Origin of the sequence: Enterobacter sp. MF024 (assembly GCF_005843915.1) — a bacterium.
GTDB classification, from domain to species: domain Bacteria; phylum Pseudomonadota; class Gammaproteobacteria; order Enterobacterales; family Enterobacteriaceae; genus Enterobacter; species Enterobacter barmai.
This window is the reverse complement of the sequence record NZ_VCBB01000033.1, coordinates 1-319: the sequence shown is the minus strand read 5'-3', so window position 1 is coordinate 319 and position 319 is coordinate 1. Positions and strand designations below refer to the sequence as shown.

Below are 319 nucleotides of genomic sequence, written 5' to 3'. Positions count from 1 at the left end.
AGAACAACCTGAGCAAATCTCAGTCAACTCTGGGTACTGCGATTGAGCGTCTGTCTTCCGGTCTGCGTATCAACAGCGCAAAAGATGACGCAGCGGGCCAGGCGATTGCTAACCGCTTCACCTCCAACATCAACGGTCTGAACGTTGCTGCACGTAACGCCAACGACGGTATCTCCCTGGCGCAGACCGCTGAAGGCGCGCTGAGCGAAATCAACAACAACTTACAGCGTGTACGTGACCTGACCGTTCAGGCGCAGAACAGCTCCAACTCCGCATCTGACATCGACTCCATCCAGGCTGAAGTTAACCAGCGTATGGA

1 pseudogene is annotated in these 319 nt (G+C 54.9%); it reads left to right on the top strand.

What is annotated here, in order from left to right:
• Positions 1 to 319, top strand: a pseudogene (locus tag FFB58_RS22800) (flagellin FliC); the annotation flags it as partial.